Here is a 26,833-nt window from a genome sequence, read left to right as displayed (position 1 = left end):
TCTTTTCATATTCAAAATATAATAATTCTTAGTTGATAATCAACTTGGTTGTTTGTGAACGATCAGCGCTTTCGATCTGCATCAAGTAAATACCTGAAGTAAGACCGGATGCATTGATAGTTGCAGACTGGTGAAGTTCTATATTTTGGTTGAATACCTTTCTTCCGTTAATATCAAAAATAGAGATGGTAGCTTCTCCTACATCTACGCGAGACATAATGCTAAGCTGACCATTTGAAGGATTTGGATAAACAATAAAATTATTTTGAATACTTCCATTGTCATTCACACCTAATTGGCATTCCAGTGGCACATCAAAAGCTTCCGTACCATCAGATCTACTATTGGAACTTCCTTGAATTGCCGAAAATCCTAACCCTCTTCTTGCAAAAGCACGCCAGATTATACATCTGTTTGCGCCTGCATTGGCTAATAAGTCTGCTTCAATTATAGCATTCCTTCCATCTACAAAACCTGGACTACAAGGCTGAATTTTCAATCCATCTGTCACCAATTGCAAAGCAATATTATTACCGCCACTACCATTGTATATGTCGGCATCAAAACCGTGCTCGTCTATTAAATCCCAGGTCATTTCCCACAACATGGCCGCCCATACTGAGCCAACACCGTGTGGGACAGCTTCAGATTTTATATCGTCATAGGTATGAGGGTTTACACCAAAATTAGTGCTGTAAGGATACGTTCTGATACCGTTCGGCGCGCCAGAAGCATAAGCTCCAACTGGTCTAACGGTTGAGCCTTGGTCTCCGGGGTAAATGGTCATTACCATACCAAAATAATCACTCCAACCTTCTCCCATTTGCTCCTCATTTTGCAAACAACCTACATTAAAGCGTCCACCCGTAAGTCTGTTTGAGATTCCGTGGCCATACTCGTGTAGCACAATTTCCGTATCCAGGTCACCGTCCTTATTGGACGGAACATTTGTTCCATTGATGGTTCCATTTACAGAGCCTCCTAGAAGTTCAGCAATAATTGGGTTACCATCCACATCAGATATTGCAAATGCAGGAATAGTAACTTGGCAACCAACAACGCCGGCTCCCATAAGAGGTGGTGCACCGGCCACATTGTTCACTATAATTGCAGCAATGGCTCCGTTGTTTTGGGCGGCCAAAACTTTAAATCCGAATTCACATTCGCCCCTACGTATCACAACAATTTTACCGTTTAAGGCACCGCCATTGGTTATATTATCGCAACCGTCATTTGGATCCGTGGATGGGCCTGAATTGTCATCTTGTATCAAGGCCAAATCTCCTGTTAAATTTAAAGGGATACCACCGCCAAAACCTGCCGGAACACCGCTATAAACGCCTGCCAATGGGCCACCGTTTATTGAGAAAATATCAGAGATAGGGCCTCCTGCGCCTCCCGTCCAAATGTACATTTGCATTCTCGGATTGCTTCCGTCTGGTGGGGTTCCAAAATTTGCATTGTTGGTTCCGCCGCCATCTTGTCCTTCTGCATTTACAGAATCGCCTTCGGAGCCGCCATTGCCGTAATTATTTTCCTGAAAATTTCCGCTGGCCTCATCAAAACCATATTGATACATCACGTCGTGCACAATATTATTCAAATAGAACAAATTTGTGGTGGCAGCATCCCTAAAATCGGCTGGGGATTGTGGTAAATTGAAAGGAAAATCAAAATGTAAAGAAGCACCTCCATCTGGCGAAGGACCCGAATCTGTATTACACAGGTCTAAATAGGCATAGGTGTTATTCCCTCTTGTTATTGTAAATTCTGCACCTGCCGCACCATTGGTATCGTGCCATCCATAAGGGGATGCTGTTGCGTCTTGGGGATCTATTTCCAATGTATCTGGACCATCATCAGGGCTTCTGAGCGGCAATGCAAAAACTCTATATTGAGCATTGGCAAGATTGGTTTCTACAACCTTGACGCTATTTTCAAATAAAACACTTTCGCCCTTATTTGAAAAATGGTTGTGCTTTGCGTTAAAGTCTGGCAATTCGCACTGCGAAACCCAATCCATGGTTTCTAATAGTTCGCCAGTAAGGGCGTCTATACGGACGTTGTAATAATGGTCTGCGCTCAACAAATAGATGCTCAGGTCCCAAGCCAATTTTAAGCTGTTGGTAGCTTCCATTTTCTGAAATACCAATTGTACAGGAATGTTTTCCAAAGAAATATTTCCTTTTGAAAATACATAGGAATGATCTATTCCCGTTTCAAGCAAAGTTAGGTTGGTAGGAGCTCCTAGCCCAAGAATTCCTGCTGCTTTTACTATTGCCATATTAGGAGTTAATACCGAGGAAGTGGCATTCACTTTAGAAGCAATATTTTGAACAAAAGAAACTTTCGCCATTGAAACGGCACCATCCTTTATAACAAAAGGCGAAGTGGAATTGAATACCTTAATGCCTTGATAACGTTGTTCCACATAAACAGTATTTGCTTTTAGGCTTTTGGAAAAACTCTGTGATGCAATGTTAACGTCGGCAATATCCTGAGGTTGCAACGCAAATTGTGATCGGTTGTTCTGCAGGTACGTATTTACCGCAGATGAATAATCTTGCGCAAAGGAAAAATTGAACGCAAGAAAAATAAGAAAGTAGAAAAGTTTTTTCATATGAATTAGTTTAAATTAAAAATTAAGGAATAGGTTGTTGAAATTTTCACTTCTAAAATTATCATAATAACATGGCTTTACAATCTGAAAATCACTATTTAACATTCCTGAGAGTAAGATTTTATTGATTCTTCTTTAATTTCTAAAAATCTTGAGCACATTTCCTAAAGTCAATCGGGAATTGTCATTACAAAGAAATAGACCATACGCGTAAATTTATTTGTTTTTGGCAAACTCAACATCAAATAATATATGTGAAAATTTGTAAAACTGCGAGTGCATCTACTTATGCCAATCTATTCTGAGAAGTTGTTAAGCAATATGGGGCAATAATAACCCGATAAATATTTTTGGAATCCCAGCTATTTTCTCCGAGCAAAGCAATGTTGTAGAATTACAACAACTTTTGGGCATTTACTAAGAAAAATAAAGCAGACGCTTCAAGATTTATTATAAAAAAAAGAGGCTCTTTCGAGCCTCTTTTCATATTCAAAATATAATAATTCTTAGTTGATAATCAACTTGGTTGTTTGCGAACGATTGGCACTTTCAATTTGCATTAAGTAAATACCCGTGTTAAGTCCACTTGCATTTACATTAGCAGTTGTGTGTATTTCAAGTTGCTGAGTAAATACTTTTCTACCATTCATATCGAAGATAGAAACAGTTGCATCACCTACATCTAAGCGAGATTTTATAGTAATTTCTCCATTAGAAGGGTTTGGATAAACAAGGAAATTATTTTCTAAGTTTCCGTTATCAGCAGTACCTAATAAACATTCTACTGGAACATCAAAAGCTTCTGTACCATCAGATCTGCTATTTGAACTTCCTTGAATTGCGCTTAAGCCAAGTCCTCTTTTAGCGAATGCTCTCCAAATAAGACATTTGTTTGCACCACCATTTGCTATTAAATCTGCTTGAATAATGGCATCGCGACCATCAACAAAACCAGGACTACAAGGTTGTAATTTGATTCCGTCAAGAACTAGTTGCATAGAAATGTTATTTCCACCAGTTCCATTGTAAAGATCTGGGTCAAAACCGTACTCGTCAATTAAATCCCAAGTTAAATCCCATAACATTGTAGCCCATACTGAACCAACTCCGTGAGGTACTGATTGTGATTTAATATCGTTATAAGTAAAATCATTTACCGCAAAATCTGAGCTATAAGCTTTAGTTCTTATTCCTAAACCTGATATTCCTTGACCTATAGCATAAGTTCCAGTTCCACGTGCGTCATCTCTTGTATCGCCAGTTTTTATGGTCAATACATATCCTAAGTAATCGCTCCATCCTTCGCCCATTTGCTCTTGATTTTGTAAACAGCCGGATTGTAATCTTCCACCAGCTAAACGGTTAGAAACACCGTGTCCATATTCATGTGCAATAATAACGTTATCTAAATCGCCATCGCGCTGAAAGTTATCAGTTCCAGATCCATCATCTACTAAAGTAGCGTTTATAGTATCTCCGTTAAGAAGTGAAGTTATAAGTGCTTCTCCGTCTGATTTATAAATCATAATTGCAGGAATTGTAATCTGCGCACCATTTCCACCCATAGCGGTTGGATCTGTAGGCGTATCGTTTACTACAATTACGGCTACTGCACCTTCGTTTTGCGCGTTAAGTACTTTTACAGTAAAATTACAAGTTCCTCTTCTTACTACTGCAATTTTTCCAGCAATACTCGCTCCGTTTGTAATAGCATCACAACCGTCATTAGTATCTGTAGAAGGACCTGCATTGTCATCTTCTACCACAACAAGATCTGCAGTGATTGGTGTATTTGTAAGTGGTGGCGCAAATGTAGAATCCATAGCGTAATACTGACCAGAAAGCGGGCCAGTGTTAACTGTTAAATATGTTCCTAAAACAGTCCCTGGAGCGCTCCATAGATACATTTGCATTCTTGGTTTTCCACCATCAGGAGGTGTGGAGAAGTTTGCATTATTCGAGCCACTACCATCTTGGGCATCTGCTAATACAAAATCGTTTTCTGAACCAAGGTTTGTGTAATTTTTTGATTGAAAGTTACCACTAACCTCATCAAAACCGTACTGATACATTACATCGTGCATCATATTGTTCATATAGAACAAATTGGTAATTGCTCCATCTCTAAATGCTGCTGGAGCTCGAGGCAAGTCGAAAGGAAAATCGAACGTAAGGGTTGGACCACCTTCTGCGGTATCACCAGCACCATTATTTCCATTTGCATCTTCCATAGCTAATACATTATTACCGCGTGTATGCGTATATTCTTCGCCTACAACGCCATCAGTATCGTGCCATCCAAAAGGAGATGCAACAGCATTTGATGGGTCTGGCACTAATTGATCTGGGCCATTATTTGGTCCTATTAATGGTAATGGGAATACTCGGTAAGCGGCAACAGCAGTCGTAATTGACATGCTAGGCTCACTAGTAGTACCGAACAAAACGCTATTAGAAGTAGCATGTGAATGTGCCTCTTCGCCAAAATTACAGCTAACTACCCAATCCATTGTATCTAATAATTCACCAGTCAGAGCATCTATACGAACACTGTAGTAATGTGATGCATCTAAAGGATAAATACTAAGGTCCCAAGCTAGTTTTAAAGCTTCTGTTCCTTCCATTTTTTGATAAACCAATGCTACAGGAATATTTTCTAATGAAATATTTCCGTTAGAGAAAACATAACTATAATCTGAAGTAGTTTCTACTAAATTTAAGTTTGAAGGACCCTGCAAACCAAGTGAAGTTGCAGCTTTTCCTATTGCACTTAATGCAGAGATTGAAGGTGTGGTACTATTTATTTTAGCAGAAACATTTTCTGTAAATGAAAGTTTTGCACTATAAACTGCTCCATCTTTAATAACAAAAGGAGAAGTAGAATTAAAAACCTTAATACCTTGGTAACGTTGTTCTACATATACATTGTGAACCTGCATATTTTTTGAAAAACTCTGCGAGCTTATGGATACATCTGAAATGTCTTGTGGTTGCAGCGAATACTGCGATCGATTTTGTTGAAGGTACGTTTTTACCACATTACTGTAATCCTGCGCATAGGATGCATTAACAGCAAAAATGATAAGTAAGTAGAGAACTTTTTTCATAAGCTTTAAGTTAAGTTTTTAGGTGAATTTAATTTTAGATACGAGATATCTAAAGGATTTTGTTAAAATTTCCTCAAAAAAGGAATGATAAAAATATCATAAATTGACAATATAACAGTCTAAACCTCAATTTTTAACATTTAACTTCAACATAATTTGCGGATTATTACATTCCTCCTTTAATCTTTTGAAAAATCTGTAGGGCATTTCCGTCTGTTAATCGTGAAATGTAATTACAACATTCCATTAAATAATTATAAACTGACGGCGACTTTTCAAGTTCAAAATCGATAGTTCGTAATAAAAGTTTATCGTAGTGACGTGCCTTACCATTATGCTGATTTTCAAATGCAGTAGTGAATGTATCCAGCAATGTGGTTAAAATTTTATATCCAGCAATTTCTTTCTCAGAAACTTCTGTGCTTTGATACACCTTTTCAATACTAATTTTTATGATGTCGGCAATTTGCACTTTGTACTCACTTTTATCCAACAATGCTTCTGAAAATGTTCCCTTTAGAATTTCCTCTTCGTTCGCAATAAAAATTGTTGCTGCTTCGGCAATTAACGTATTTATTGCTAATGACCGTAAATAAGCCAATCTATCCTGCGATGTTTTTAATGCTGAATACACATCTGTTTTTAAGGTGTTTCGCACTAAATTGATTAAATATTCCAGCGCCATTTCTTCTTCAATCAAACCTAGATTGATGCCATCTTCAAAATCAATAATAGTATAACATATATCATCTGCCGCCTCCACAAGATATGTTAGTGGGTGGCGAGAATAGCCATCATTACCTCTACTTATAAGACCTAATTCTGAAACTACTTCATTAAAAAATTCAGTATCACTTTGAAAAACGCCAAATTTTTTATCGGCAACATGTGTTGTAGGTTTTTGTGGAAGTGATTGTTTTGGATATTTCATAAACGCACCCAAAGTGGCGTAGGTTAGTCGAAGCCCGCCTTCAACGCCATTTTTAGATTCCGTCAAAATTTTAAAACCGTTGGCATTTCCTTCAAAAGCTACCAAATCCTGATATTCCTTTTCGGTTAGCAGCTCTTTGAATCGCTTCCCATTTCCGTTTAAAAAATAATCGCCGATTGCTTTTTCGCCGCTGTGTCCGAATGGCGGATTACCAATGTCGTGTGCCAAAGCAGCCGCAGCCACAATTGCACCAAAATCGTTAAACTGATACCCGTGCACATTCTGTAATTGTGGATGTTTTTTCAGAATTGCTTTTCCTACCGTTCTTCCCAAAGAGCGCCCAACAACGGAAACTTCCAAACTATGTGTTAATCGCGTGTGTACAAAAGAGGTTTTAGACAAGGGAATAACTTGTGTTTTGTCTTGCAAGCTGCGGAAAGCCGAAGAGAAAATAACGCGGTCATAATCTACTTCAAAACCCAAGCGGGTTTCGTTTTCTTCAATCCGTAGTCTTTTGTTTTTATCTCCGTGCTTTCGTAGCGAGAGCAACTGTTCCCATTGCATCATAATTATAAAGTTTTGAAGGCAAGATACTATTTTCAAAAAGCAATGCAAGCATATTTTTTTGGTTTCCGCTTAACCTTTAGCTAACCCTAAAATGACCAATTGGTAACAGCCAATTAACACCTTCTTTACACAAGCACGGTTTCTTTGCACCAATAAATCAATCGACAAAAATGAAAACAATAATTAAACTTTTAATCTTCCTTTTTACCGCTACGAGCTTTGCTCAAGAAAATGGTTCTATAGCAGGTAAACTGACAGATACTGATTACAATAACGAACCGCTGCCTTTTGCAAACGTATTTATTAAAGGTACTACTATAGGTGTAACCTCAGATTTTGACGGCCTATATGCAATTGAAAATATAAAGCCAGGAAACTACACAGTGGTTTTTAGCTTCGTGGGTTATGAAACTGTTGAAATTCCAAACATAACAGTAACCGCTAACAAAATTACAAATATAAACGTGCCAATGAGCGCGAGTGCGGCAGCTCTGGACGAGGTGGTAATTAAAACCACAATTAGAAGAGAAAGCGAAGTAGCTTTATTATTAGAACAGAAAAAAGCAATCGCTATAAAAGAAAGTATTGGCGCCGAACAATTATCGCAACTTGGTGTTTCTGATGCTGCGGGGGCAACAACTAAAATTTCCGGAGTTTCGAAAACAGACGGCAGTGGGGCTATTTTTGTACGTGGACTGGGTGATAGATATCTATTCACTACTTTAAACGGACTCCCTATTCCGTCAGACAATATTGAAAGGAAAAATATTAATCTGAATCTTTTCCCAACGCGACTCATTCAAAGCATTGACGTAAGTAAAACCACATCGCCAAATATTTCTGCAGATCAGGCTTCGGGAAATATTGACATCAACACAAAAGAACTTTCGGGCAGCAATCTACTTTCAGCAAGTGCAAGCACTTCTATTAACACTAATGTAATGAGCAACGGTGTTTTTAACAACTTTAAAGTTTCACCAAATTATAACGATGTATCCTTCGGGTTTTACCAAAAAAGTATTCCAACTAATCGCGCCATTACAGCACAAAGTTGGAGTCCAGAAGTTGTAGATTTTCCTATAAATAGATCTTTTTCTTTAAGTGCTGGAACACGAATTGGCAACAAGTTGAGTGTTCTTTTTACCGCTGGTCAGTCTGAAGAATTTGAATACAAAGAAGGTGCTTTTAAACAATACCGCTCCAACTTTCTCGACGATGTAATTCCTGATGCAATTACTTGGAATAAAGAAGTAGCAACTTCTGGCTTGTTTCATATTAGATTTAGAGCAGATGACAACAACGATTTTAAATTCAACACTTTACTAATAAACAAAATTGAAGATGAAGTGTTTGAAGGCGGACGTTCTGGGGAAGCCATTATTTTTGAAGAAACTGATCCCGCAGAAGGTTTATCGCAATTTATACGCGACCAAAACTTAAAGAAAACTTTGCTTTCTGTAACCCAACTTAGCGGGGAGCATAAAATTGGTGAAAGAAACGAATTAGATTGGGCGGCTGGTTACAACTATTTAAGTGCAGATGAGCCAAACCGTATTCGCAACGAAGTTAACTTTAATGACGAAACCGTTCAACTTGGTCGTACGGGTGGATTTCAGCAACGAAAAAGTATTCAGAAAATTAAAGACACAGAATACAATGGCCGTTTAAACGATTTAATAAAAATTATTAACGAAGAAGAAAATCTTTTTCACATAAACATTGGCGGAACGTTCCGTAACAAAACCCGTGATTTCGGTTCGCAATTTTTTGGAGCTGAAGAAACCGTAACCAATGCCATTAATCCTAATTCCATTGATGAAATTTCAGATATTTTCACCGAGGAAAATTTCAATAACGGCTTATTAAAAAGAAATACACTATCTCCAGATTTTTACACCGGCGAGTTACAATCTACAGCTGGTTATACAAATGTTACTGGAGTTAGCGGAAAAATAACCGTACAAGCTGGATTAAGATTTCAGAGAGATGAAATTGATGTAAACTGGGATGTAAACAATTTCGCTGGAAGAATAGGAAGCGTCAACAAAGATTACCGCAGGGTATTTCCTTCTTTCAATGTAAAATATGCGCTTAACGAAAAGAACAGCATTCGTTTTGCAAATAGCTACACTACTACCCTTCCCGAATTTAAAGAAATTGCACCTTTTGAATATGTTTCTACAGTGGGTCAGGTTACTCGTGGTAATCCAGATATTGAAGCCTCTCTAAATAGAAACTTCGATTTAAAGTGGGAATTCTTCCCTACAAATGATCAATTGCTATCGCTTACAGGTTTCTACAAAGTAATTGAAGACCCAATCAACAAAGTTCAGGATAGAGGTTCAGCAGGTGTATTTTCTTACTTCAATGCTGGTAACGAAGCCGAAGTTTACGGATTAGAAGTTGAAGGTCGCTTAAATCTAATTTCGGGCGATGATAGACCTAATTTAAAACTAAATGTAAATGCTTCTAGAATGTGGCATAAACAGGATTTAAAAGAGGTTTTTGACAACGATGGAAACTTTGTAAGAACTTTTAGATACAAAGGCTTAACTGAAACAGATCTACAAGGAGCATCGAACTGGATTGTAAATGGTTCCTTAAATTTTAATACAAATACCGAAAATCCTTTTGAAGCTACCATCTCCGGAAATTATGCTTCAGATAGAATTTATGCATTGGGAGCTCCAGAATTTCAATCCTCGGGAGATATTAACTACAACGACGCTATTATTGAAAAAGGCTTTGTTTCGTTGGATTTAATTCTAAGTAAAAAGATAACCGAAAATTTTAAAATAGGTATTTCAGGAAAAAACATTTTAAATCCTGAAATAAAAAGAACTCAATTAATTAAACCCAGTACCACAAATGTTGAAACGGAAGAAACTGTTCTTTCATACACGCGGGGTGCGCAATTAGGCTTAAACCTTAATTATACTTTTTAAACACAAAATGTCTAACTTCAATTAACAATTAAAATGAAAAACTTTAAAAAATTTGCATTATCAATTGCAGTAGTAAGCACGCTATTCCTTACGGGTTGTAGTAGCAATGATGATTTTACATCAGGTGAAGAGGAACCTGTAGAAAACACACAACTTACAGGTTCATTGGAATCTGATCGAATTTTAGATTCGTCTGTTCAATACTCCGTTACCGGACCTTACCTTGTAAAATCTGGCGCTAAACTTACTATCCCTGCTGGGACAGTAATTGTTTCACAAGACGGAACAGATAAATACATTGCCATTGAGCAAGGTGGAAAAATCGATATTCAAGGTACTTCTTCAAGTCCTGTTGTAATGCGTTCGGCAAGTAATAACCCTGGCGATTGGGGTGGATTATTACTTTGCGGGAAAGCAAAAACTACTGAAGGCACAAATGTAATTGCTGAAGTAGGTGGTCTAATTTATGGAGGTAACGACGACTTGGACAACTCTGGTAGTATTCAATATTTAATAATTAAAAATGCCGGGGCTCAAATTAATACAGAGTCTCAATACAATGGACTTACGCTTTATTCAGTAGGCTCAGGAACTCAGATTTCAAACGTTGCGGTTATTGATGGCGCAGATGATGGTGTTGAGTTTTTTGGTGGAACAGTTTCTGCTTCAAACCTATATTTTGAAAACAACGAAGACGATTCTGTAGATTGGACTGAAGGTTGGAATGGTACAATTACAAACACTTATGTAAGTCATTCAAAGGCTTTTTCAACTGCAATAGAAGCAGATGGCGATAACAACAATCCGAAAATTGTAAACTTCACGGCAGTATCTACTGTGGGTGGAACGGCGCTTCAATTCAAAAAACAATCTGGAGCAACTATTACTGGGCTTTCTCTTTTAGGGTACACAACTAGAATTGATATGAAAGACAACGGTCCGTTGGCAAATGTGATTATTGAAGGTGAGGCTGCAAATCCAGCAAATGGTTATGATCGTCCTGCAACGGTAGCTTTATCTTTATTTGCTTGGGCAACTGAAAACATTTCAGACACTGCGGTACTTCCTAGCGCCATTACTGGCACGACAGAATTAAACCCATCACTTGTTTATCTACTTCAAGGTACAACGCTTGTAAAATCTGGTGGAAAATTAATTATCCCTGCAGGAACTATAATTATTTCTGAAACTGGTACAGACAAATACATTGCGGTAGAGCAAGGTGGAAAAATAGAAATTAATGGAACCAACGAAAACCCAGTTGTAATGAAATCTGCAGGTGGAAATCCGGGAGATTGGGGTGGACTTTTACTTTGTGGTGAAGGTATAACTACGGAAGGTGTTGATGCTATTGCAGAAGTTGGCGGCCTAATTTACGGCGGAACAAACAATAACGACAATTCTGGAAGCATAGATTATCTTGTAATTCGCGGCGCAGGCGCACAGATTAATTCTGAATCGCAATACAACGGGCTTACACTTTATTCAGTTGGTGCTGGAACTTCAATTAAAAACGTAGCAGTAATTGATGGTGCTGACGATGGAATTGAATTTTTCGGCGGAGCTGTTTCTGCATCAAATTTATATTTCGAAAATAATGAAGACGATTCAGTAGATTGGACAGAAGGCTGGAATGGAACAATTACTAACACTTATATTCTTAATAATGGTTCAAGTTTCTCTACAGCTTTAGAAGGTGATGGCGATAACAACAATCCTTCTTTCGTAAACTTAACGGCTATTAACACTAGCAGCCCAGGGAGCGGAATTGCCCTTCAATTTAAAAAACAATCTGGAGGTACGTTTACCAATATATTACTTTCTGATTACGGTTCCCGTGTAGATATGAAAGACAATGGGCCAGTACAGAATATTATTGTTAATGGTACTCCTTTAACATCTGCACAAGACGATGTTTTTAACGGTACCCCAGTAGATATTTCAGAGTGGAATTGGATTAGCAAGTAAATAAAATTTTTAATTCTACGACTAAAAAAAGAGCCTCTTTAATTTAAGAGGCTCTTTAATTTTGAAATAGTTTTAGAATTACGGATTGTTTGAAACAATGTTTGTATCAGTCATTTTCCAAGTTTCTACTTTGGCAATTCTCGAATCGCGGTAAGAAACTTCACGTTTAGTATCTCCTTGGTAAAAAACCCAAGTACCTACCTTTTCACCGTTCTTATATTGCGCAATAGCAGTTTTGTTGCCATATAGATCATAACTTATCCATTCTCCAGTAAGTTTGTTGTCTTCGGTGTAATAACCTGTTTGGGCTACGGCTCCATTATCGTGATATAAAGTGGCTTCAATAATATCTCCGTTTAAGATATAGGTATTCTTCTTAATTTCTTGTGCTACAACTATTGTAGTCAATAAAAGGAGTGCTAGGGTAGATAGTATATTTTTCATTTGTGTAGTTTTTAATAATGCAGGATATTCAAATTTACAAAATTAACGCTTACGAAACCTTTTGGTAACCTTATGATAACATTAAACTTACAACAAGTTAATTTTGTGGTTGTTACGTTTGTAATAATTAACACTAATTAATAACTTAATGATTTAGTAAATCTAAATTCACACAAAATGAACATTTGATTATTTTCTTTGCATCTGTCTTATGTAAGGCAAATTTTAAAATCGTTTAGTTTTTGTCGACTAGATTTTAATCGGGCTGTTCCAATTTGGGCAGCCCTTTTTTTTGCCTATTGAAATGCCTAATCAAGCTATTAATGATAATATTTAGGAAACATTCAGTTAACATTAAATTAAGTTATTTGCAGTGACAAAAACTAAAATTGATTTAAATGAAACTTAAAATATTTACAGCTTTATTGCTGATTCTATCCATTAATGCCTTTTCACAAGAAATAGAAGGCCCGAAATTTGGAAAGGGAATTCTAAACATAGTAGGAAAAGACAGCACTTGGGCAATGAACTTTGCGGCTAGAATGCAATTTCTCTCCACAACCTCTTGGGATTACGATGGAGACCAATACGGAAAAGCCGAATCAAATTTCTTAGTGCGAAGAGCGCGTTTAAAATTTTCCGGTTTCGCATACAGCCCAAAACTTAAATACAAACTTGAATTAGGACTTTCAAACCGAGATCTTGCTGGAGCTTCAGAGTTTACCAGTAATTCCCCTAACTATATACTAGATGCAGTTGTAATGTGGAATTTCTACGAAAACTTTGAACTTTGGGTGGGTCAGACTAAATTACCAGGAAACAGAGAACGGGTAGTTTCATCTGCCAATATGCAATTTGTAGATCGTTCGTTGTTAAATAGCAGATTCAATATAGACCGAGATTTAGGACTTCAGCTAAGGCACCAAACCGATTTTTCGGATAGCTTTGTAATGCGCGAAATGATAGCAGTATCGCAAGGTGAGGGCAGAAACGTTACCACAGGCAACCTTGGTGGTCATCAATACACTGGCCGACTTGAAATTTTACCCTTTGGAAATTTTAGCAATAAAGGCGATTACGTTGGAGGCGATCTACAGAGAGAGCCTAGTCCAAAACTTGCCTTGGGCGCTACCTACGATTTTAATCAGAATGCGGTTAAAAACCGAAGCAATCAAGGATCTTATATGGTAAACGATGCCGGTTTTTACGAAACCAATATCTCTACCCTATTTGTAGATGCCATGTTTAAATACAGTGGTTTTTCACTAATGGCAGAATATAGCAACCGTGATGCAGAAGATGCCTTAGCCAAAAATGCCGATGGAAGTTTAACTGGAGATGTAGTTCAGGTGGGCAATGGTTTAAACCTTCAAGCAGGTTATTTATTTAAAACAAATTGGGAAGTTGCTGGTCGATACACTACAATAGATTTAAATCAAAATATAACTGGTAAAGATGTAGAAAACCAGTATACGCTGGGTGTTTCAAAATACATTGTTGGCCATAAACTAAAGGTACAATCTGATATTAGCTACACCACCATTGGCGGCGAAAATGACAACTTGATGTACCGTCTTCAACTGGATGTTCATTTCTAAAATTTCATAATTAAAACTCAAAACTAGTACGGTAATAATTGCAATTTGTTCATCTGCAATTAATATTCAGATAACATAGATAACGGTTCTTTGTAGTGCAAAAACTAAACATAATAGAAATGAAAAAAGCAATTACAATCCTCGCACTGGTTTTTATAATAGCAGCTTGCGGTGATAAAAAAGATCAAAACGCAACTTCACAAAATGATTCTGAAAACTTAGAAGGAACCATTAAAGTAGACGGTTCTAGTACTGTTTTCCCAATTACTGAAGCAGTTGCAGAAGAATTTAGAAGTATTCAACCAAATGTAAAAGTTACTATTGGAGTTTCTGGAACAGGCGGTGGATTTCAGAAATTCTCAAGAGGAGAAACCAATATCTCCAATGCCTCCCGCCCAATTAAGGATAAAGAAATTGAAGCCAGTGTAGCAAACAATATTAAGTATATACAGCTTGAAGTAGCTTACGACGGACTTGCAGTTTTGGTAAACCCAGAAAATGATTGGGTAGATAGTTTTACCGTTGAGGAGCTAAAGAAAATTTGGGAGCCAGCGGCTCAAGGCACAATAATGAAATGGAACCAGATTCGTCCGGAATGGCCCAATGAAGAAATTCATTTATACGGACCCGGAATTGCTTCTGGAACTTATGACTACTTTACTGAAGCCGTTGTAGGCAAAAGCGGTTCGAGCCGCGGAGATTACACTGCCAGCGAAGACGACCACGTTTTAGTTCAAGGTATTATAGGAGATAAATTCTCTTTAGGATTTTTCGGATTAGCTTATTATGCCGAAAATCAAGACAAGTTGAAATTGATTGGTGTAAACAATGGAACCGAAGTTGTAAAACCAACTTTAGAAACTGTTAGCAACGGAACTTACGCGCCACTATCCAGACCATTATTTATTTATGTGAATAGCACTTCGGTAAAATCTCCAGAAGTAATAGCATTTGTACACTACTATCTTGAAAACGCTGGAGAATTAGCTACAGATGTGGGTTACATTCCGCTTCCATCAGAACTGTATGCAAAACAGAAGAAAGATTTCCAAGCCTTTGTTGAAAGTAACAAATAAACAAAGTTGGATTGGGAAAATTCGGGTGTCCATCCGGACACCCGATTTCCTTAAAAAATTTTACTGATGCAAAAAATAAAAGAACTAGTCATTGAAAGAGCGCTTTTGGCGAGTTCGTTGATTACCATCGCGGTTACCATCGGAATTGTACTGGTATTATCCATCGAAGCATTTCAGTTTTTTAGTGAAGTTTCCATTTTCGATTTTTTCACAGATACGCAATGGACTCCGCTATTTACCGAAAAACACTTTGGAATTCTCCCGCTTTTAACGGGAACCATGCTAACTTCGTTTATCGCAATTGCGGTAGCGCTTCCAATTGGACTCACCATAAGCATCTACTTAAGTGAATACGCTCCGCGTTCTTTCAGAAAAATAATAAAACCCATATTAGAACTTCTGGCATCAATCCCGACAGTGGTTTACGGATTTTTCGCATTGATTGTTGTAACTCCTTTTTTACAGCAATTCATTCCAAGTCTTTCAGGTTTTAACTCGCTTTCCGCAGGTATTGTAATGGGTATTATGATTATTCCATACATTTCTTCAATAAGCGAAGATGCGCTGCACGCTGTGCCGCGTTCATTGCGAGAAGCTTCGTTCGGAATGGGTGCCACAAAACTTCAAACCGCTTTTAAAGTAATTGTACCCGCCGCCTCTTCGGGGATTATTGTCTCTATTATATTGGCAATTTCTCGGGCTATAGGCGAAACAATGATTGTAGCAATAGCCGCAGGACAACAACCTCGGTTCACTTTAGATCCTACCGTTCCCGTAGAAACCATTACAGCATATATTGTGCAAGTAAGTTTGGGCGATGTGCAGCACGGGTCCTTGGAATATCGCACAATTTTCGCTGCGGGTATCACCCTTTTCGTTTTCACCTTTTTACTTAATACTATCAGCTACAGAATCCGTAAAAAATACCAAGAAAAATATGAATAACATCCGCAAAAACAGGTTGAAAGACCAGATGTTTAAATTCTGGGGAATCTTTTGTACGCTCATAGGTTTGGTGTTGCTTGTAATTTTTATTGGCGATATATTAATTGATGGACTTTCCAGAATTAACTGGGATTTCATCACGAATCTACCTTCTCGAAAACCTGAAAATTCAGGAATTTACACCGCTTTAATGGGAAGTATTTGGATATTACTTCTCACTACAATCATTGCATTTCCTATTGGTGTAGCCGCTGGTATTTATTTGGAAGAATATTCAAAAAAGAACAGGCTTTCGGGATTATTAGAAATAAACATATCAAACCTAGCCGGTGTTCCCTCAATTATTTACGGGCTTTTGGGACTTGAAGTGTTTGTTAGATTAATGGGTCTTGGCGCCAGCGTTTTAGCAGGAAGTTTAACATTGTCTCTGCTAATACTTCCTATTGTAATTGTTGCAACTAGGGAAGCGATTAAAGCAGTTCCTTCTTCAATAAAAGATGCTTCAAATGCTATGGGAGCATCCAAATGGCAAACCATTTGGCATCAAATTTTACCAGCATCGGGTGGCGGAATTTTAACAGGGGTAATTCTTGCCCTTTCACGAGCAGTGGGCGAAACAGCGCCTTTAATTGTAGTTGGCGCTTTGGCATACGTGCCCTTTGCTCCTCAAAATCCAATGGACGAATTTTCAGTAATGCCTATTCAAATATTTAATTGGATATCTCGACCACAAGCAGGTTTTATTGAAAATGCAGCGGCTGCAATTATTATCCTGCTCGCTATAACTTTTGTAATGAATGGAATCGCTGTGTATTTCAGAAATAAATGGCAGAAAAAATGGAAATAACTATGGAACCTTCTATAATGAAAATTAATACATTAGATAGAATAATTGACCCATCCCTAAAAAAAGTACCTAAAATAGACATTCAAAATGTGAAGGTATGGTACGACGATTTTATGGCTATTAAAGGAATTGACATGACCATAAAACAAAATACCGTTACAGCATTTATTGGACCTTCAGGCTGCGGAAAATCAACTTTTTTACGGATGATAAACCGAATGAACGACTATGTGGATGGATATAAAATGGAAGGAAAAATAAAGATAGACGGCGATAATATTTACAAGAAAAGAGTAAATGTTGAAGAGCTTCGAAAAAAAGTAGGGATGGTATTTCAAAAACCAAATCCATTTCCCAAATCCATTTTTGATAATGTTGCTTATGGACTAAAAATCCAAGGTATAAAAGACAAAGATTTTATTGCTGAAAAAGTGGAATCCTCTCTAAAACAAGTTGCTTTATGGGAAGAAGTTAAGGATGATTTAAAAAAATCTGGAATGGCATTATCTGGAGGGCAGCAACAACGTCTCTGTATTGCCCGCACTTTGGCAGTAGAACCATCCATTATTTTGATGGACGAGCCAACTTCGGCACTCGATCCAATTTCAACTGCAAAAATTGAAGATTTAATTTTTGAACTGAAAGAAAAATATACCATTGTAATTGTTACTCACAATATGCAACAGGCAAGTAGAATAAGCGATTATACTGCCTTTTTCTATATTGGAGAACTTATTGAATTCGACAAAACAAAAAAAATCTTCACAAACCCAGAAAAAACACAAACCGAAAATTACATAACCGGTCGTTTTGGTTAAAAAATAAAATTATGGTTGTAAACGCAGAACAACAAAGAGAAGTATTGAATCAGTATGGTTTAGAAATGCTTACACTTTGCCAATCTCAGTTGGAAAAAGCAAAAAATGCTTTTGTGAATCACGACGGCGATTTGGCAGAAGAAGTAATAAATACTGAAAAATGTGTAAATGCGCTGGATTTAAAAATAGAGAAAGATTGCGAAAAATTCTTGGCGCTCTACACCCCCGTTGCCATCGATTTGCGCTTTGTTATGGCAATACGCAAAATCAATTTCGATCTGGAAAGAATAGCAGACCATGCAGAGGGCATTTCTCAATATGTGGTAGAAGAGAACAAACCCATTGAAGCAGCACTATTAGATGCTTTAAAGTTTGAAACAATGTACGAAACGGTAAACTCCATGTTCGAACTTATTACTACAGCTTACGAGGACAAAGACGTGAAAACCGCTCGAAAAGTATTTAAAATGGACAAAGTGCTTGATAAAATAAACCGTAAGTCCTTTAAGCTCATTGAAGCCGAAATAAGAAACAATATCGAAATAACTGGTCAGGCGTTAATACTTTTCTCCGTGATAAAAAAGATGGAACGGGTGGGCGATTTATTAAAAAACGTAGCCGAAGAAATCATCTTTTTCATAGAAGCAGAAGTAGTAAAACATAAAAAGAAAAAATAAATGCTCGGCCTTATATTTAAAGGGTTTAGCGGTATTTTCATAATTTGGTAACCTTTTCGTAACATTGATAAGCGTATTTTAAAGTAATTTTGCGCCGTTACTTTCAATAAAAAATCAATGGATAATATCTACTTATTAATGATTGTCGCGCTTGCAGCGCTCGCCATAGCAGATCTTGTGGTAGGGGTAAGCAATGACGCCGTAAATTTCCTTAACTCTGCCATAGGTTCTAAAGCCATCTCTTTTAGAACCATTTTAATTATTGCCAGTTTAGGTATTTTCATAGGAGCCGTCTTCTCTAGCGGGATGATGGAAGTGGCTCGAAAAGGAATCTTCGTTCCCGGAGAATTCTATTTTGATGAAATCATGATTATTTTCATGGCGGTAATGATTACCGATATTTTACTGCTAGATTTCTTCAACACTATTGGGCTACCCACGTCTACGACCGTTTCAATTGTTTTTGAACTCTTGGGAGCAGCAGTAATTATGGCACTTATAAAAATTGGCCATAACGATGCAGAAACTATTTCTTCTCTTTCTAAATATATTAACACTGAAAAAGCAGTAGAAATTATAATAGGAATACTCTTGTCCGTGGTAATTGCATTCACCATTGGTGCCGTAGTTCAGTATCTGTCAAGGCTACTGTTCACTTTTCATGTGGAACGTAAAATGAAATATTTCGGCGCTATTTTTGGCGGTGTGGCTTTAACTTGTATTAGTTATTTCATCCTAGTTAAAGGTTTAAAAGGAACTCCTTTTTATAGCAGTTTCCACGAAATTATTGATGATAAGCCTTTATGGATAATTGGTGGAGGACTGGTTTTTTGGACTATTTTCTCCGAGCTTTTTATGAAGATTTTCAAAAAGAGCATACTCATAATTGTAATAGCAGTTGGTACATTCAGTCTCGCTTTAGCTTTTGCGGGGAATGATTTGGTAAACTTTATTGGAGTTCCAATGGCGGCATATCATGCCTATATAGATTGGGCTGCATCTGGTGTAGCTGCTACAGATTACAATATGTCTAGCCTAGCAGAAAAAGTGCCAGCAGAGCCTTTACTACTATTTATTGCCGGTGGAATTATGGTGCTAACATTATGGTTTTCAAAAAAAGCACGTACCGTTTCGGATACTGAAATAGACCTGGCGCGTCAAGGAGAAGGCCACGAAAAGTTTAACCCAAATATGCTTTCAAGATTTTTGGTTAAATCTAGCACCCAGATTTCCCTTTATTTGGATTTTATTCTTCCAAAGTCACTTCAGCAGAAAATAGACAAGCGTTTTGAAAAACCTGTTGTTAATCTTCCGAAGCATAAAACGTACGAATTACCTGCTTTTGATATGATACGCGCTTCCATAAACCTTATGGTTGCAGGTATTTTGATCGCTACAGCAACTTCTATGAAATTACCACTTTCCACAACCTATGTAACATTTATGGTTGCTATGGGGACCTCACTAGCAGATAGAGCGTGGGGTCGCGAAAGTGCCGTTTACCGCGTTGCTGGTGTACTAAATGTTATTGGCGGGTGGTTTTTTACTGCCTTTGTAGCCTTTACTGCGGCAGGAGTTTTAACCTATTTAATTTTTATAGGAAGAGGCGCAATGATAGCTGTTTTATTATTATTAGCCATTCTGCTTTTAGTGCGTAATTATATTTCGCACAAAAATAAAGTGAAGATTAAACAAGATAAAAGTGGTTTAAAGAAAACCGAAAGTAAAACTGTACAAGGAATTATTTCTGAAAGTGCCGAACACATTAGTAATGTTGTTTCGCGCTCGAATAAAATTTATACCGATATGCTTCGTGGGCTTGCGAAACAAGACACTAAAAAGCTGAAAAAGAGTAAAAAAGGAGTTAAAAAATTGAACGATGAAGTTGAAGAATTACGTGATAACATCTTCTATTTTATTAAAAACCTGGATGACACTAGCGTTCGCGGAAGCAATTTCTACATAGTTATTTTAGGATATTTAACAGATGTGGTGCAGTCTTTAGAGTTTATATCTAAAGCCAGTTACAAACACGTAAATAACAATCACAAAGCGCTTCGTTTTAACCAAATAAAGGACTTGCAGGAGATAGACCAACATTTGGAAGAACTGCTAAATGAAATTGAAGATATTTTCATCAAAAAGGAATTCAAGCGAATTGGTAATGTACTTGAGAAAAAAGATGAAATCTTTGAGAGCCTTTCTAACAAAATTGAAAAGCAAATAGCACGTACCCGAACCGAAGAATCGAGCCCGAAAAACACAACGTTGTATTTCAGCTTATTGCTTGAAACCAAAGATTTGGTAACTGCTTTGATGAATTTGATGGAAGCATACCATTCAAGTTTCAAGAAAGCGTAGTGCCAATAAAATTCATTTAAATAAAAAACCCCAACGGTCATTTAGACTTTTGGGGTTTTACATTTTCAAGAAACGTTTAGATTTAGATTACGATCCGCACATCAAACAATCGTCTTCCGGAGCGTCTTTAGATTGCGCTAACATTTCACGAAGTTGCTGTGGCGTCATAGGCTCTGTTGATGCTTCTTCGGTGATAACAGCTTTAACTTCGGTTCCAACAGTTTCCTTTTTCTCTTCTTTTTTAAGCGTGAATTTAATCGCATCCACAGCACTTTTTGTGCGTAAATAATACATTCCAGTTTTCAATCCACTTTTCCACGCATAGAAATGCATCGATGTAAGTTTTGCCATGTTTGCGTTTTCCATAAACAAGTTTAACGACTGGCTTTGGTCTATAAAATAACCGCGATGACGGCTCATATCAATAATGTCTTTCATAGAAAGTTCCCAAACCGTTTTGTACAATTCCTTCAATTCCTGTGGAATATTATCCACATCTTGAATAGAGCCGTTGGCATGCATAATTTCTTCTTTCAAATCCTCGTTCCAAAGTCCAAGTTCCACCAAATCATTTAAAAGGTGTTGATTTACAACAATGAATTCTCCAGAAAGAACACGACGTGTATAAATATTTGAAGTATAAGGTTCAAAAGCTTCGTTGTTTCCAAGTATTTGGGAAGTTGAGGCAGTTGGCATAGGTGCAACCAAAAGCGAGTTTCGAACGCCGTTCTTTTTTATTTCCTTTCTAAGTTTGTCCCAATCCCAACGGCCGCTGAGTTCTTCGTCTTTTATTCCCCATAAATTATGTTGAAATAATCCTTCGGAAATCGGGGAGCCTTTGTACGATTCATAAGGACCATCAGTTTTCGCCTCTTCCATTGAAGCAGTTAAAGCGGCAAAATAAAGCGTTTCAAAAATCTCTTGATTTAGTTTTTTAGCTTCATCACTTGTAAATGGCATGCGAAGCATAATAAACGCATCCGCCAAACCTTGAATTCCCAAACCAACTGGGCGATGGCGGAAATTTGAATTCTGCGCTTCAATTACTGGATAGTAATTTCGGTCAATTACCCGGTTTAAATTTTTGGTAACACGTTTGGTTACTCTAAAAAGTTCTTTGTGATCAAACTCGCCATTTTTTATAAACATTGGCAAAGCGATTGAAGCCAAGTTACAAACCGCCACCTCGTCTGGCGAAGTGTATTCCATAATTTCAGTACACAAATTTGAAGAACGGATGGTTCCTAAATTTTTCTGGTTGCTCTTCCGATTGGCTGCATCTTTATAAAGCATATAGGGTGTTCCTGTCTCTATTTGAGACTCAAGAATTTTCTCCCAAAGTTCGCGTGCTTTTATCGTTTTTCTACCTTTATTTTCTGACTCATATTTATGATAAAGCGCTTCAAATTCTTCGCTATGGCAGTTGTAAAGATCTGGGCATTCATTCGGGCACATCAGCGTCCATTCTGCATCGGCCTGAACGCGTTCCATAAAAAGGTCTGGAATCCACATGGCGTAAAAAAGGTCGCGTGCACGCATTTCTTCTTTTCCGTGATTTTTCTTTAAATCTAAAAAGTCGAAAATATCTGCATGCCAAGGCTCAACATAAATAGCAAATGAGCCTTTTCGCTTTCCGCCACCTTGATCTACGTAACGCGCCGTATCGTTAAAAACACGAAGCATCGGCACTACTCCATTCGATGTGCCATTTGTGCCAGAAATATAAGATCCCGTAGCACGTACATTGTGAATTGATAATCCAATTCCCCCTGCAGCCTGCGAAATTCTTGCTGTTTGTTTAAGCGTATCGTATATGCCGTCGATACTATCATCTTTCATTGTAAGTAAAAAGCATGAAGACATCTGTGGCTTCGGCGTTCCGCTATTAAAAAGTGTGGGTGTGGCGTGTGTAAAGTATTTTTTAGACATCAGCTCATAGGTTTCCTTTACCGACGCCAAATCATTCATATGAATTCCAACGGAAACCCGCATTAGCATATGTTGCGGACGTTCTGCTATTTTTCCGTTTAATTTCAACAAATACGAACGTTCCAAAGTTTTAAATCCGAAATAATCATAACCAAAATCACGGTTATAAATTATTGTTGAATCAAGATCTTCAGCATTTTCTTTAATTACTTCATAAACCTCATCACTCAATAATGGAGCTTTTTTTCCGGTACGTGGATTTACATATTCGTAAAGATCCGTCATTACTTCAGAAAAAGTCTTTTTTGTGTTTTTGTGAAGGTTAGAAACAGAGATTCGCGCAGCCAAACGTGCATAATCTGGGTGCGAAGTAGTTAATGTTGCGGCAATTTCTGCAGCCAAATTATCCAGTTCGCTGGTGGTTACACCGTCGTAAAGCCCTTCAATAACGCGCATTGCAACTTTTACTGGGTCTACCAATTCGTTTAGCCCGTAACACAATTTGCGTACACGTGCCGTAATCTTATCGAACATTATGGGTTCTTTACGACCATCTCTTTTTACTACGTTCATTTTTTTAATTTTTGTTGGTTAGATACTTTTGATGCTATGGATACTGTTGATACTATGGATGCTATAGATTTTATGGATATATTTTACAATAGAATCCACTTAGAATCGACAGTATCTACCTAGTATCAATAGTCTAAAATTCTGCGTCGAAACTAATTTTGTTCGATTCTTTATCTTTATTGGTAACACCAGCTTTTTGGTATTCTCCCACGCGCTTTTCAAAGAAATTTGTTTTCCCTTGAAGCGAAATCATATCCATAAAATCGAATGGGTTTGTAACATTGTATTCCTTTTCGCAATCCAATTCAACCAAAAGTCTATCTGTTACAAACTCTAAATACTGCGTCATTAATTTAGAATTCATTCCAATTAAACTTGCCGGAAGAGATTCAGTTATAAATTCACGTTCAATATTTAAAGCGTCCACAAGTATCTCGCGAATGCGTTGTTTTGGCACTTTGTTAACCAAATGGTGGTTATGAAGATGTACCGCAAAATCGCAATGCACGCCTTCATCTCTAGAAATTAATTCGTTCGAAAAAGTAAGCCCAGGCATTAATCCGCGTTTTTTCAACCAGAAAATAGAGCAGAACGCGCCAGAAAAGAATATGCCCTCCACTGCCGCGAAAGCTATTAAACGCTCGGCAAACGAATCGCTTTCAATCCATTTTAAAGCCCAATCGGCTTTCTTTTTAATTGCTGGAAAAGTATCGATAGCATTAAAAAGTTGATCTTTTTCCTTTTCGTCTTTAACGTAAGTATCTATAAGCAAAGAGTACGTTTCACTGTGAATATTCTCCATCATTATTTGGAATCCGTAGAAGAATTTTGCTTCACTATATTGAACTTCATTTACGAAGTTTTCTGCAAGATTTTCATTCACAATTCCATCAGAAGCAGCAAAAAACGCTAAAATGTGTTTTATAAAATAACGCTCATCGTCATTCAATTTTCCTGACCAATCGGTAAGGTCTTGGTGCAAATCAATTTCTTCGGCAGTCCAAAAACTAGCTTCGCTTTTTTTGTACCACTCCCAAATATCGTGATGTTGGATTGGGAATATTACAAATCTGTTTTTGTTTTCTTGTAAAATTGGTTCAATTGCACTCATATGTCCTTTGAATTATAGATTAAAATTACTGTTACTCGGGACTAACAAATATGAATAAATTAAAGGGTTATTTGGGAAGAAATGAAGTGTGTTTTTCAACAAGTTTTCAACACGTGATTCTCAATTGTTTACAAATTTTAGAAATTGAAAATATTCAATTAATTGATTTAAAGAGACTTGAAGTTATTTTATAGGCGTTCCGGAAGAAAAATGTTTACAAAAAACGCAAACAAATCACTCGTTTTGAAGACTTTACTTTAACTGAAGTTTGAGAAAAAAAGCCACGAATGCACGAGTTTAAAAGGAATATTTCAATTGAAAAAAGGTCTCGACCTCAGATTATACTAAGCGAAGTGGAAGGATTGGACCAGACTTTTAATTCGTGAATTCGCGGCGAAAGAATTTAGTTTATAAAATTGAAACCACAATAAGGAACCAAAACTTCTGGAATTTTAATTCCATCTTCGGTTTGGTAGTTTTCAAGAATTCCTGCTAATACTCTTGGCAATGCTAATGCACTTCCGTTTAAAGTGTGCGCAAGTTTATTCTTTCCATCCGTATCCTTAAAACGAAGCTTTAATCTATTGGCTTGAAAAGTTTCAAAATTTGAAACCGAAGAAATCTCCAACCAACGATCTTGAGCGGTTGAAAATACTTCAAAATCATAAGTCAAAGCTGCAGTAAATCCAAGGTCACCACCACAAAGACGAAGTATTCTATAAGGTAATTTCAGCTCGCGAAGAATTCCTTTAACGTGCTCCACCATTCCGTCTAAAGCAGCGTATGAATTATCGGGATGTTCAATACGAACGATTTCAACTTTATCAAATTGGTGCAAGCGATTTAAACCACGAACGTGGGCGCCATAACTTCCAGCTTCTCTACGGAAACAAGGCGTGTAAGCTGTACAGGTAACTGGAAAATCTACATGATTCAGCAAATTACCTCGAAACATATTTGTAACGGGCACCTCAGCAGTTGGAATTAAATAAAGGTCGTCAACTCCCGCATGGTACATCTGCCCTTCCTTGTCTGGCAATTGACCCGTTCCATAACCAGAAGCTTCATTAACCAAATGTGGAACTTGGTATTCTGTATAGCCTGCAGAAGTATTTTTATCTAAAAAATAAGCAATTAAAGCACGCTGCAATCGCGCACCTTTTCCTTTATAAACAGGAAAACCCGCCCCGGTAATTTTTACGCCGAGTTCAAAATCGATGATGTCGTATTTCTTGGCAAGTTCCCAGTGCGGCAATGCACCTTCTATAAGCTTTGGAATTTCGCCTTCTTTATAAACTTCTTCGTTGTCGTTTTCATCAGTTCCCGCCGGCACTAAATCGTTTGGGATATTTGGAAGCGTATATAAAAGCTGTTGCAACTTTTCGGCAGCAGCTAACATTTGGTCATTCAGTAGTTTTGAAGATTCCTTCAATTCAACTGTTTTTTCTTTTAGCTCGTTTGCTTTTTGTGTTTCACCACTTTGAAAAAGCTTTCCAATTTCTTTTGAATAGGAATTACTTTGCGCCAACACCTCATCTAATTGCGCTTGCGAACCACGACGTTCTTCATCTACTTTTAAAATTTCTTCTAAAGTAGAAGTAGCATCAATGCCACGTTTGGCAAGGGCTTTTACGTAATTATCTTTGTTTTCGCGGATGTCGTTTACTTGTAGCATTTTCCTATATTATTTTGAAGCGCAAAGTTACACAAGACCCCAAAGGTTTTCAAAACCTTTGGGGTCTAAATTTGCAATAAATTCTATTCCCTTAAAAGCTTAATTAAAGTTTCAGGATTCATTCTATTATTAAAAAAAGTAATGATATAAATTTTTCTTGCAGAAAGGTCTTCCCTATAATAAAACGAAATATTTTTATGAACCACTGCTTTACGAATTTTGAGCTTTCTATTGATTATTAGACAGCTTATTTGTTGCGTTTTGATTTTGTTGAGAAGGTCTTGCGTCAAGTCTCGAAAATTTCTCATCTCCCTTACAGTCCACCGATATTGAAGATTTTCAAAAATCTCTTTATAAGTAACAACAGCAAGTTTTGACCAAACCACTTCCATAATTACAACCCATATTTTTCGTTTATTTCTCTAAGAACTTCTTCATTCGTAAAGGTATTTCCCTCTGCAATATCTTTCAACCCTGCTTCGATAAAGAGACTTTCTGTCTTCGACACATCATAATTCAAGTCGGGATTTTCAGAAATTGAATTTTTGAAATTCTTCAGTTTCGTAATTACCTCTTCATTATTTTGCTGAATTAACCATTCAACTAATTTATATTTTTCTAACTGAATATCCATATTTCTT

Annotated in this window: 18 protein-coding genes; 9 read left to right on the top strand and 9 right to left on the bottom strand. The window is 37.2% G+C overall.

What is annotated here, in order from left to right; genetic code table 11:
- Positions 1–28 precede the first annotated feature (28 nt).
- The 3 genes from AC3RVG_RS06225 to AC3RVG_RS06215 all read right to left on the bottom strand — a co-directional run bounded on the left by AC3RVG_RS06225 (position 29) and on the right by AC3RVG_RS06215 (position 7,222).
- Positions 29–2,620: a T9SS-dependent M36 family metallopeptidase gene (locus AC3RVG_RS06225; RefSeq protein ID WP_489690574.1), complete on the bottom strand. Its 2,592-nt coding sequence runs from the start codon at positions 2,618–2,620 to the stop codon at positions 29–31.
- A gap of 506 nt (positions 2,621–3,126) precedes the next feature.
- A complete protein-coding gene (locus tag AC3RVG_RS06220; RefSeq protein WP_489690573.1) occupies positions 3,127–5,727 on the bottom strand; it encodes a T9SS-dependent M36 family metallopeptidase in 2,601 nt (866 codons plus the stop codon).
- A gap of 166 nt (positions 5,728–5,893) precedes the next feature.
- Positions 5,894–7,222 (bottom strand): deoxyguanosinetriphosphate triphosphohydrolase, encoded by a 1,329-nt coding sequence (locus AC3RVG_RS06215; RefSeq protein ID WP_489690711.1) that lies wholly within the window; start codon positions 7,220–7,222, stop codon positions 5,894–5,896.
- Between the two features lie 173 nt (positions 7,223–7,395).
- Between AC3RVG_RS06215 and AC3RVG_RS06210 the strand changes: the two genes are divergently transcribed.
- Both AC3RVG_RS06210 and AC3RVG_RS06205 read left to right on the top strand, forming a co-directional pair.
- Entirely contained in the window at positions 7,396–10,170 is a 2,775-nt protein-coding gene (locus AC3RVG_RS06210) for a TonB-dependent receptor (protein WP_489690572.1), read from the top strand.
- 33 nt (positions 10,171–10,203) lie between these two features.
- Entirely contained in the window at positions 10,204–12,138 is a 1,935-nt protein-coding gene (locus tag AC3RVG_RS06205; RefSeq protein ID WP_489690571.1) for a hypothetical protein, read from the top strand.
- 78 nt (positions 12,139–12,216) lie between these two features.
- Here AC3RVG_RS06205 and AC3RVG_RS06200 read toward each other — a convergent pair whose 3' ends face one another.
- The gene (locus tag AC3RVG_RS06200; RefSeq protein ID WP_489690570.1) at positions 12,217–12,582 is read right to left on the bottom strand and encodes a toxin-antitoxin system YwqK family antitoxin; all 366 of its coding nucleotides are present in this window, start codon (positions 12,580–12,582) and stop codon (positions 12,217–12,219) included.
- Positions 12,583–12,980: 398 nt separating this feature from the next.
- On the opposite strand from AC3RVG_RS06200, the gene AC3RVG_RS06195 reads away from it, so the two are divergent.
- The 7 genes from AC3RVG_RS06195 (at position 12,981) to AC3RVG_RS06165 (ending at position 20,904) form a co-directional block, all read left to right on the top strand.
- Positions 12,981–14,180 carry a porin gene (locus AC3RVG_RS06195; protein ID WP_489690569.1) on the top strand — a complete coding sequence of 400 codons (1,200 nt, stop codon included), beginning with the start codon at positions 12,981–12,983 and terminating at the stop codon, positions 14,178–14,180.
- Positions 14,181–14,299: 119 nt separating this feature from the next.
- A complete protein-coding gene (locus AC3RVG_RS06190; RefSeq protein ID WP_489690568.1) occupies positions 14,300–15,256 on the top strand; it encodes a PstS family phosphate ABC transporter substrate-binding protein in 957 nt (318 codons plus the stop codon).
- 66 nt (positions 15,257–15,322) lie between these two features.
- Positions 15,323–16,201, top strand: coding sequence for a phosphate ABC transporter permease subunit PstC (pstC, locus tag AC3RVG_RS06185; protein ID WP_489690567.1), 879 nt, complete (start codon positions 15,323–15,325; stop codon positions 16,199–16,201).
- Positions 16,194–17,048, top strand: coding sequence for a phosphate ABC transporter permease PstA (pstA, locus tag AC3RVG_RS06180; protein WP_489690566.1), 855 nt, complete (start codon positions 16,194–16,196; stop codon positions 17,046–17,048). Before pstC ends, pstA begins: the two co-directional genes overlap by 8 nt.
- A gap of 17 nt (positions 17,049–17,065) precedes the next feature.
- A complete protein-coding gene (gene pstB, locus AC3RVG_RS06175; RefSeq protein ID WP_489690710.1) occupies positions 17,066–17,866 on the top strand; it encodes a phosphate ABC transporter ATP-binding protein PstB in 801 nt (266 codons plus the stop codon).
- Between the two features lie 11 nt (positions 17,867–17,877).
- The gene (phoU, locus tag AC3RVG_RS06170; RefSeq protein ID WP_489690565.1) at positions 17,878–18,543 is read left to right on the top strand and encodes a phosphate signaling complex protein PhoU; all 666 of its coding nucleotides are present in this window, start codon (positions 17,878–17,880) and stop codon (positions 18,541–18,543) included.
- Between the two features lie 117 nt (positions 18,544–18,660).
- Complete coding sequence (locus AC3RVG_RS06165; protein ID WP_489690564.1) at positions 18,661–20,904, top strand: inorganic phosphate transporter; 2,244 nt, start codon at positions 18,661–18,663, stop codon at positions 20,902–20,904.
- 87 nt (positions 20,905–20,991) lie between these two features.
- Here AC3RVG_RS06165 and AC3RVG_RS06160 read toward each other — a convergent pair whose 3' ends face one another.
- From AC3RVG_RS06160 to AC3RVG_RS06140, 5 genes are all read right to left on the bottom strand, one after another.
- Positions 20,992–23,406 (bottom strand): ribonucleoside-diphosphate reductase subunit alpha, encoded by a 2,415-nt coding sequence (locus AC3RVG_RS06160; protein WP_489690563.1) that lies wholly within the window; start codon positions 23,404–23,406, stop codon positions 20,992–20,994.
- 133 nt (positions 23,407–23,539) lie between these two features.
- Entirely contained in the window at positions 23,540–24,517 is a 978-nt protein-coding gene (locus AC3RVG_RS06155) for a ribonucleotide-diphosphate reductase subunit beta (protein ID WP_489690562.1), read from the bottom strand.
- 403 nt (positions 24,518–24,920) lie between these two features.
- Positions 24,921–26,192 (bottom strand): serine--tRNA ligase, encoded by a 1,272-nt coding sequence (serS, locus tag AC3RVG_RS06150; RefSeq protein WP_489690561.1) that lies wholly within the window; start codon positions 26,190–26,192, stop codon positions 24,921–24,923.
- Between the two features lie 83 nt (positions 26,193–26,275).
- Positions 26,276–26,584, bottom strand: coding sequence for a hypothetical protein (locus tag AC3RVG_RS06145; RefSeq protein WP_489690560.1), 309 nt, complete (start codon positions 26,582–26,584; stop codon positions 26,276–26,278).
- A gap of 2 nt (positions 26,585–26,586) precedes the next feature.
- Complete coding sequence (locus tag AC3RVG_RS06140) at positions 26,587–26,826, bottom strand: hypothetical protein (protein WP_489690559.1); 240 nt, start codon at positions 26,824–26,826, stop codon at positions 26,587–26,589.
- Positions 26,827–26,833: the final 7 nt, after the last annotated feature.

The organism is Aequorivita sp. IT1282 (genome assembly GCF_058068205.1).
Note: the sequence above shows the minus strand (reverse complement) of the source record. Positions and strands in the feature narration are given on the sequence as shown.

Bases quoted from the DNA above. Each gene is read 5' to 3' on its own strand.
- AC3RVG_RS06225 (WP_489690574.1), bottom strand. From the start codon at position 2,620: ATGAAAAAACTTTTCTACTTTCTTATTTTTCTTGCGTTCAATTTTTCC.
- AC3RVG_RS06220 (WP_489690573.1), bottom strand. From the start codon at position 5,727: ATGAAAAAAGTTCTCTACTTACTTATCATTTTTGCTGTTAATGCATCC.
- AC3RVG_RS06215 (WP_489690711.1), bottom strand. From the start codon at position 7,222: ATGCAATGGGAACAGTTGCTCTCGCTACGAAAGCACGGAGATAAAAAC.
- AC3RVG_RS06210 (WP_489690572.1), top strand. From the start codon at position 7,396: ATGAAAACAATAATTAAACTTTTAATCTTCCTTTTTACCGCTACGAGC.
- AC3RVG_RS06205 (WP_489690571.1), top strand. From the start codon at position 10,204: ATGAAAAACTTTAAAAAATTTGCATTATCAATTGCAGTAGTAAGCACG.
- AC3RVG_RS06200 (WP_489690570.1), bottom strand. From the start codon at position 12,582: ATGAAAAATATACTATCTACCCTAGCACTCCTTTTATTGACTACAATA.
- AC3RVG_RS06195 (WP_489690569.1), top strand. From the start codon at position 12,981: ATGAAACTTAAAATATTTACAGCTTTATTGCTGATTCTATCCATTAAT.
- AC3RVG_RS06190 (WP_489690568.1), top strand. From the start codon at position 14,300: ATGAAAAAAGCAATTACAATCCTCGCACTGGTTTTTATAATAGCAGCT.
- pstC (WP_489690567.1), top strand. From the start codon at position 15,323: ATGCAAAAAATAAAAGAACTAGTCATTGAAAGAGCGCTTTTGGCGAGT.
- pstA (WP_489690566.1), top strand. From the start codon at position 16,194: ATGAATAACATCCGCAAAAACAGGTTGAAAGACCAGATGTTTAAATTC.
- pstB (WP_489690710.1), top strand. From the start codon at position 17,066: ATGAAAATTAATACATTAGATAGAATAATTGACCCATCCCTAAAAAAA.
- phoU (WP_489690565.1), top strand. From the start codon at position 17,878: ATGGTTGTAAACGCAGAACAACAAAGAGAAGTATTGAATCAGTATGGT.
- AC3RVG_RS06165 (WP_489690564.1), top strand. From the start codon at position 18,661: ATGGATAATATCTACTTATTAATGATTGTCGCGCTTGCAGCGCTCGCC.
- AC3RVG_RS06160 (WP_489690563.1), bottom strand. From the start codon at position 23,406: ATGAACGTAGTAAAAAGAGATGGTCGTAAAGAACCCATAATGTTCGAT.
- AC3RVG_RS06155 (WP_489690562.1), bottom strand. From the start codon at position 24,517: ATGAGTGCAATTGAACCAATTTTACAAGAAAACAAAAACAGATTTGTA.
- serS (WP_489690561.1), bottom strand. From the start codon at position 26,192: ATGCTACAAGTAAACGACATCCGCGAAAACAAAGATAATTACGTAAAA.
- AC3RVG_RS06145 (WP_489690560.1), bottom strand. From the start codon at position 26,584: ATGGAAGTGGTTTGGTCAAAACTTGCTGTTGTTACTTATAAAGAGATT.
- AC3RVG_RS06140 (WP_489690559.1), bottom strand. From the start codon at position 26,826: ATGGATATTCAGTTAGAAAAATATAAATTAGTTGAATGGTTAATTCAG.